The sequence below is a fragment of the Kitasatospora sp. MY 5-36 genome (assembly GCF_001182915.1).
Classification (GTDB): Bacteria; Actinomycetota; Actinomycetes; order Streptomycetales; family Streptomycetaceae; genus Kitasatospora.
This window is the reverse complement of the sequence record NZ_LFVW01000294.1, coordinates 1-8374: the sequence shown is the minus strand read 5'-3', so window position 1 is coordinate 8374 and position 8374 is coordinate 1. Positions and strand designations below refer to the sequence as shown.

The 8374-nt window shown below is 71.8% G+C and carries 3 protein-coding genes and 2 pseudogenes; all 5 read right to left on the bottom strand.

Annotation, left to right across the window (positions count from 1 at the left end; genetic code table 11):
• On the bottom strand, positions 1-1574 hold a 1574-nt coding region (locus tag AE652_RS20260), incomplete at its 3' end, for a bifunctional diguanylate cyclase/phosphodiesterase (protein WP_159028501.1).
• Positions 1575-1896: 322 nt separating this feature from the next.
• Positions 1897-4184: pseudogene (gene ligA / locus AE652_RS20255) on the bottom strand (NAD-dependent DNA ligase LigA).
• 19 nt (positions 4185-4203) lie between these two features.
• Positions 4204-5214, bottom strand: coding sequence for a methionine synthase (locus AE652_RS20250; protein ID WP_234348454.1), 1011 nt, complete (start codon positions 5212-5214; stop codon positions 4204-4206).
• 80 nt (positions 5215-5294) lie between these two features.
• Positions 5295-7541: a right-handed parallel beta-helix repeat-containing protein gene (locus AE652_RS43505; RefSeq protein ID WP_063780205.1), complete on the bottom strand. Its 2247-nt coding sequence runs from the start codon at positions 7539-7541 to the stop codon at positions 5295-5297.
• Positions 7542-7779: 238 nt separating this feature from the next.
• A pseudogene (locus AE652_RS48310) lies at positions 7780-8374 on the bottom strand (hypothetical protein); the annotation flags it as partial.

Genomic DNA, 8374 nt, shown 5'->3' with positions numbered 1-8374 from the left:
GGCGGGGCGCCGGTGCGGTGCACCCGCAGCCAGGCGGTGGCCTGCTCGGCCGGCAGCGCGGCCGACACCAGCCAGCCCTGGACGGCGTCCACGCCCATGCAGTGCAGCCGCTCCCAGGTCTCGTCGTCCTCGACGCCCTCGGCGACCACGGTCAGGCCCAGCGAGTGGGCGAGCTCCACCGAGCAGCGGACCACCGCCGCGTCGTGGTCGTCGGCGACCATCCGGGAGACGAAGGAGCGGTCGATCTTCAGCTCGCCGACCGGCAGGCTGCGCAGCCGCACCAGCGAGGAGTGCCCGGTGCCGAAGTCGTCCAGGGACATCCCGACGCCGTAGCCGCGCAGTTCGGCCAGGGTGTCGGCGGCCCGCCGGGAGTCGTCCAGCAGCAGCCGCTCGGTGATCTCCAGCTGGAGCGCGTGGGCCGGCACCTGGTGGCGGACGAGGTGGCCGGCCACCCGCTGGGCGAAGCCGGGGTTGAGCACGTCGCGCGGCGAGACGTTGACCGCGACCTGCACCTGGAGGCCCTGCTCGCGCCAGTAGGCGAGCTGGCCGACGGCCGCCTCCAGCACGTAGTCGGTGAGCCGCGGCATCAGGCCGCTGGACTCGGCGAGCCCGACGAACTCGTCCGGCGAGACCTTCCCCTGGCCGGGCCGCTCCCAGCGCAGCAGCGCCTCCAGGCCGACCACCCGGCCGTCGAAGGCCACCTTCGGCTGGTAGTGCAGCTGCACCTCACCGGTCTCCAGCGCCCGGCGCAGGTCCCCCAACAGCCCGATCCGGTACGGCGTGTCGGCGTCCTGGGTCTCGTCGTACTGGGCGACGCCGCAGCAGCCGCGCTGGGCGTGGCCCATCGCGACGTCGGCCCGGCGCAGCAGCGACTCGGCGTCCTGGGCGTGCTGCGGGTAGACGCAGACGCCGCCGCTGGCCTCCAGGACGAGCAGCAGCCCGTCCAGCCGGATCGGGGCGGCCAGTTCGGCGATCAGCGCCTTGGCGACCCGCTCCAGGCTGTCCGGGCAGTTGATGCCGGGCAGTAGGACGGCGAACTCGTCGCCGCCCATCCGGGCCACCATCGGGCGGCCGCGGCGGTAGTGCCGGGGCAGGCCGGCGAAGACGTCGTCGATGGACTCCCGGGTGGCGCTGCCGGCCGGGCCGCCGGAGCGCAGGGCCCGGTGCAGCCGGCGGGCGATGTGAACCAGCAGCCGGTCGCCGGCCGTATGACCGAGTGTGTCGTTGAGCGATCGGAAGCGATCGAGGTCGAGCAGGATGAGACCGACGCTATACCCCTGCTCACACTCCGCAATCGCCTCCTGGGCGGCCAGCAGCAGGGCCTGACGGTTCGGCAGATCCGTCAGCGGGTCGGTCAGTTGGTCGCGGGCGCGGTCCCGGGCGATCCGCCAGGCCGCCACCAGCACCGCCAGGGGCACGGCGAACAGCGGCAGCAACTCGGGTTCGTACCGGTAGACCAGGACGGCCAGCGGGATGAGCGGCGCGGCTCCGGCCAGCAGCACGCCGAGCAGCAGGACCGCACCCGCCACCCCCTGCGGCGGGCGTGTGGGCGCACCGCCGGTCGTACGATCCATAAGCCCTGTCCTCCGTCGGGCCCGCCCCGTCAGGCCGCCTTACGGTGAGGCACCGTGCCGGTACCGACAGCTGCCGGGCATGGAGCGACCCCGTGGAACTCCGGTCCAGCCGGCGCCCCCACCCCTGCTGACACTCTGTTGCGCTCCAGGGTATGCCGGGGTCCACCCGGTGGGCAGACTTTCGGACAACCGGAAACGCGCCACCGCGCCCGGGTGCCGCACAGTGACACAATGCCCGCTTTCACGGTGCGGCACCCGGTGACGTTGCATCAGGACGATAACAACACCGATCCGGTCATCAGCCGATCGGGGCGGCTCCGGATCAGTCCTCGACAGTCTCCTCCGCCGCCTCTCCGGCCTCCTCGGGCTCCGGAAGCCCCAGGTGGGCGCGGGCGGCGGACGGTCCGTCGGCGAGTAGGACGGTGAACCCGGCGTCGTCCAGGACCGGCAGACCGAGCTGAACAGCCTTGTCGTACTTGGACCCTGGGTTGTCACCGGCGACCACAAAATCGGTCTTTTTCGAAACCGAACCGGTCACCTTCGCTCCGCGCGAGGTCAGCGCCTCCTTGGCGCCGTCCCGGGTGTGGCCGGCCAGCGTGCCCGTCACCACCACGGTCAGCCCCTCCAGCGGGCGCTCCGCCTCCTCCTCGTCCGCGAACTCCTCGGTGAAGCGGACGCCGTCCGCCTCCCAGTTCCGGAGGACCTCCTTGTGCCACTCCTCCGCGTACCACTCCTGGATCGAGCGGGCGATCGTCGGACCGACCCCCTCGACGGCCGCCAGCTGCTCCTCGCTCGCCTCGAAGATCTTCGTCAGGTCCCGGAACTCCCGGGCCAGCGCCTGCGCGGCGACCGGACCGACGTGCCGGATCGACAGACCGTTGACGAACCGCCACAGCGGCCGCTGCTTCGCCGCCTCCAGGTTGTCGATCAGGGCCTGCAGCGACTTCTTCGGCTCGCCCTTGGTGGTGGCGAAGAAGAAGACCTCCTTCTCCTTGCCCGTCTTGTCGTCCAGCTTCGGCATGCCCGTCTTCGGGTCCCGGACCAGCACCTTGATCGGCAGCAGCTTCTCCCGCGTCAGCCGGAAGATGTCGGCCTCGTTGCGCACCGGCGCCTCGGCCGGCTCCAGCGGCTGGGTCAGCGCGGTGGCCGCGACGTAGCCCAGCCCCTCCACGTCCAGGCACTGCCGCCCCCCGAGGAAGGCGATCCGCTCCCGGATCTGGGCCGGGCAGCGCTCCGCGTTCGGGCAGCGCAGATCGATGTCCCCCTCGGCCATCGGCCGCAGCTCACTGCCGCACTCCGGGCAGTGCGAGGGCATCACGAAGGCCTGCTCGGTGCCGTCCCGCAGGTCGTACACCGGGCCGAGGATCTCCGGGATGACGTCGCCCGCCTTGCGCAGCACCACGGTGTCCCCGAGCAGCACGTCCTTGGCCTTGACGATCTCCTGGTTGTGCAGCGTCGCGTACTGCACCATCGAGCCGGCCACCTTCACCGGCTCGGCCAGCACCGCGTACGGGGTGGCCCGGCCGGTGCGGCCGATGCCGACCTTGATCTCCGCCAGCCGACCGGTGACCTCCTCCGGCGGGTACTTCCAGGCGATCGCCCAGCGCGGCGACTTGGAGGTGGCGCCGAGCCGGCCCTGCAGGGCGATCTCGTCCACCTTCACCACGACGCCGTCGATCTCGTGCTCGACCGAGTGCCGCTGCTCGCCGAAGTACTTGATGAACGCCCGCACCTCGGCGAGCGTCCCCACCACCCTGTTGTGCCGGGCCGTCGGCAGGCCCCAGTCGTGCAGCAGCCGGTAGGCGTGCGACTGGTTGTCGATGTCGAAGCCGACCCGGGCGCCGATGCCGTGCACCACCATGTGCAGCGGGCGGGAGGCGGTGACGTGCGGGTCCTTCTGGCGCAGCGAACCGGCGGCGGCGTTGCGGGGGTCATGAACAGCCGGATCATCGCCCGGGGCCGCTTGCCCTCCCTGGCGCGCTCCTCGTTCTCCTGCCGGCGCCGCTCGTTCTCCTCCGCGAAGGAGGCGTTGAGCGCGTCGAACTCCTCCGTCGGGAAGTAGACCTCGCCGCGGATCTCCACCAGCTCCGGGACGTTCTCGCCCTTGAGCCGGTGCGGGATCTCCTTGATGGTGCGGACGTTCGCGGTGATGTCCTCGCCGACCCGGCCGTCGCCGCGCGTCGCCGCCTGCGTCAACTGCCCGTTCTCGTAGGTGAGGTTGACGGCCAGGCCGTCCACCTTCAGCTCACACAGGTAGTGGTAGTCGATGCCGTGCAGCTCGGTGGCGACCCGCTCCGCCCAGGCCGCCAGCTCCTCGTCGTCCATCGCGTTGTCCAGGCTGAGCAGCCGCTCACGGTGCTCGACCTCGGCGAACAGCACGGTGGGGGCGCCGCCGACCCGCTGCGTCGGCGAGTCCGGGGTGACCAGGGCCGGGTGCTCGGCCTCGATCCCCTCCAGCTCCCGCATCAGCACGTCGAACTCGGCGTCGCTGACGACCGGCGCGTCCTGCTCGTAGTACCGGGCCCGGTGGTCGGTGATCTCCGCCGCCAGCTCGGCGTGCCGCCTGCGCACCTCCGCCGGGACGTCCTCCCAGCCCTCGACAGCCGTCACCGCAAGCCCTCCTACGTTCTCATTCCGGGTTGTCCACCAGGCTCTGTGCCGCCCGCGCCGCGGACGACAGCGCCCTGCGCGCGTACGCCGGGGAGGCCCCGGCCAGCCCGCAGGTCGGCGTCACCAGCACGCGACGGCCCAGCAGCTCCGGGGCGAACCCGAGCCTGCGCCACAAGGTCCTGACACCCTGGACACTACCGGCCGGGTCGGACACTGCCTGGTCAGTGGCGGGGACGACACCAGCGAGGATCATCGTGCCGCCCTCCACCGCCTCGCCGAGGTCGTCGTCCTGGCGCTCGGTGAGGAGGGAGAAGTCCAGCGAGATCCCGGCGACCCCGGCCCGGCGCAGCAGCGGGACCGGGACGTCCGGCGCGCAGGAGTGCACGACGACCGGCGCGTCCAGGCCCCCGACCACCTCGCGCAGCACCTCCTCGGCGACCTGCCGGTCGACCGAGCGCAGCCGCTGGAAACCGCTCGCGGTCTTCACCGACCCCGACAGCACCGCCGGCAGCGAGGGCTCGTCGAGCTGGAGGACCACCTCGGCCCCGGGCACCCGCCTGCGGACGTCCGCGAGGTGGCGGCGCAGGCCCTCGGTCAGCGAGCCGGCGATGTCCCGGCAGGCACCGGGGTCGGAGAGCGCCTTCTCCCCGTGCTTGAGCTCGATGCTCGCCGCCAGCGTCCAGGGGCCGACGGCCTGGACCTTGACCGCCCCCTGGTAGCCCTGGGTGAACTCCTCCAGCGCGTCCAGGTCCTCGCCGAGCCAGGAATGGGCGCGCCGGGTGTCCCGGCCCGGACGGTCGGTGAACCGCCAGCCGCTCGGCTCGGTCTGCGCGAACAGCTCGACCAGCAGGCCGGCGCCGCGGCCGATCATGTCCGCGCCCGGCCCGCGCGCGGGCAGCTCGGGCAGGAACGGCAGGTGCTCCAGTGCCCCGGTGGAGGTCTTGGCGGCCTCCCGGGCGTCGGTACCGGGCAGCGAACCGACACCGGTGGCGGCGCCACGCAGGTCGGGGAAGGGATGTGGGGTGCTCACCCGCCCGAGCCTACTCAGCCGGACGGCCCCGGCGCCGAGCACGGGGCTCGGCACCGGGGCCGTCGGGGTGGGGCGGGGGTTCAGTAGCTCTCGGCACCGAACTCGTCGACCACGAGGTGCAGCGGGGCGCCGCTGGCGTTGTAGAACGACACCTTGCCGTCCTTGACCGGGACCACGACCTGGTTGGAGATGGTCTCCCCGGGCAGGAAGTTCAGGTTCGAGACGGTCGGCACCGCGTCACCGTGCGGGTACACGGTGAGGTGGCCTTCGGCGCCCGGCTCGGTGACCGTCACGTTCAGGGTCATCGCCGTGACGTTGGAACCCCTGGTGTCGATGGTTACGGTGCCCCAGGCCGGAACGGCCCGGCTGCCGGACCCCCACACGATACGGGTGTCGAGCCGCCGCTCCGGGTCTTCGGGCCAGTAGCTGACCTTGCCCTCGGCACTGTAGTAGCCCGCGAGGTCCGCGATCAGGTGCACGGTGCCGCCGGAGGCGTTGTAGAACGACACCTTGCCGTCCTTCACCGGCACCGTCACCAGGTTCGGAATCGTCCGCCCCGCCGTCCAGTTGAGGTTGGAGGCGTCCGGCGCCTTGTCCCCGTGCGGGTAGACGGTCAGGTGCCCGTCGGCCTGCGGGTCGGTCACCGTCACGTTCATCGTCACCGCTGTCACACCGGATGCCGGAATCCCGGCCACACCGGCCACACCGGCCACCGGCAGATCGATCGTGCCGTACGCCGGAACCGCCTGCGCCGCCGGGACACCGACCGGCGCCCGGGTGTCCAGCAGCCGGTCCGGACCCTGGGGGTGGAACAGCGAACCCTTCGGGCCGTAGTAGCCGGCCAGATCGGCGATCAGGTGCACCGTGCCGCCGGAGGCGTTGTAGAAGGACACCTTGCCGTCCTTCACCCGCACCGTCACCTGGTTGGCGATCGTGCGACCGGCCGGCCAGTTGAGGACGGAGGCGGTCGGCACCGCGTCACCGTGCGGGTACACCGTGAGGTGCCCGGCCTCCTGCGGGTCGGTCACCGTCACGTTCATCGTCACCGCCGTCACACCGGACGCCGGAACCCCGGCCACCCCCGCCACCGGCAGGTCCACCGTGCCGTACGCCGGAACCGCCTGCGCCGCCGGGACACCGACGGCCGCACGGGTGTCCAGCAGCCGGGCCGGACCCGCCGGGGTGAAGGCACTGCCGACGTTGAAGGTCTCGAACGCACCACGGTCGCGGAATCCGCTGCCCGTACCCGAATTGGGAACGGTCGGGTCATCGGCGGCCGCACGGCCGTTGATGTCGGTCGGCAGCATGCCCGGGGCGTTCTCGTCGGCCGAGTCGATCCGGTGGTCGGCCGGGGCGGTCGGCCCCTTCGGCACGTCGGTCAGGTGCACCCAGTCGTGCGCGCCCTGGCCGGTGGCCGCGGTGAACGCCTGCTGGGTGGCGTAGGTCGTACCGGCCCAGTCATAGCCCGCGCCAGCGCTGCGACGGTCGATCAGGTTGTAGTCGACCTTGGTGCCCGAGGCCGCACTCGCCCCGACGGTGATTCCCGTGGCGGCGGCCGGGGTGGCGCAGGCCGCGTTCCCCCCCTTCGCCGTGTTCACCACGTTGTTCTCGACCACCGCGCCTGCCGAGCCGCCGTCCAGCACGATGCCCCGGGAGCAGGGCGCACTGACAGTGTTGGCCACCACCACGGTGTTCGGGGCGTCCTTGACCAGAACTCCCTCGGTACCGGACGTCCGGATGTTCTGGAGCAGATTGGTGGTCACGACCGTACCGGTGGAGCCGCCGTCCACGACGACCACCGATCCTGCGGGAGAGTTAACCGTGCTGCGTCCGATGCGCACGCCGACGGAGCCGTTGGTGATGTGGATCCCGCTGCCGCCGTCGAGGTCGACCTTGTCAAAGGAAACGTCGTGGGCTCCGTCCACCGTTACGGTGGGGGTCCCCGCTGCCGCGCTGATTCCGAGGCCCTCGAAGCGCAGGTGGTCGGCACCCTTGACGACGAACCCGTCGACTGGCTTGCCGTTCCCCCCGATCGTCCCGTACGAGGTCCAGCTGGAATGGGCACGGAAGGTGATCGGCGCCTCAGCCGTTCCCGATCGTGTGATGGTCAGGTTCTCGCCGTAGGTGCCGTCGACGATCTCGACGGTCTGGCCCGGCTGGACGGCGGCCGCCGCCGCGCCGATGGTGCAGTACGGCGCCGACTGGGCGCCGCTGCCGCTGTCGGTGCAGTTCGCACCCGCGGTGTTGTTGACGTAGAGCGTGCTGCCCGCCGCGGCCGCGCCGCTCGCGGAGACGGCCGGCAGGCCGACCGCCCCGAGCAGCGTCACGCCGGCGGCGAGAGCTGTACGGAATCTGGAAATGGGAACCCCCCAGGGCACTTTGAAACACTTGTGACGCATTTCGACCCCCCGGCGTCGGGAATAGATCGTCCGGAGAGCGTCCGGATCATTCCACGGCGCGGGAACCGGCGCCAAGGAGGTTTCCGCGAACCTCCGGACCGGACGGCGACGGCCCCCGGAACCGGGCACGGGGCCTGGTTCCGGGGGCCGTTCGTACGGAGCGGGGTCAGTACGCCTGGTAGCCGAACCTGTCGACCACGAGGTGCAGCGGGGCGCCGCTGGCGTTGTGGAAGGAGACCTTGCCCTTGCTGACCGGGACGACCACCTGGTTGGCGACGGTCTCCCCGGGCAGGAAGTTGAGGTTGGAGGCGTTGGGCACCGTGTCGCCCTGGGGGTAGACGGTGAGGTGGCCCTCGGCGCCGGGCTCGACGGCCGTGACGTTCAGGGTCATTCCGGCGAGGTAGGGGTAGTTCACGAGGTCGAGGGTGAGGGTGCCCCAGGCGGGGACGGGTGCGCTGCCGCCCGGCTGGACGCGGGTGTCCAGGAGCCGCTCGGGGCCATCGGGGTGGTAGCTGATCCTGCCCTCGGCGGTGTGGTAGCCGGCGAGGTCGGCGATCAGGTGCACGGTGCCGCCGGAGGCGTTGTAGAAGGACACCCTGCCGTCCTTCACCGGGACGGTCACCAGGTTCGGGGTGGTCCGGCCGGCCGTCCAGTTGAGGTTGGAGGCGTTCGGGCGCTGGTCGCCGTGCGGGTGGACGGTGAGGTGGCCGTCGGCCTGCGGCTCGGTGACCGTGACGTTCATCGTCACGGCGGTGACGCCT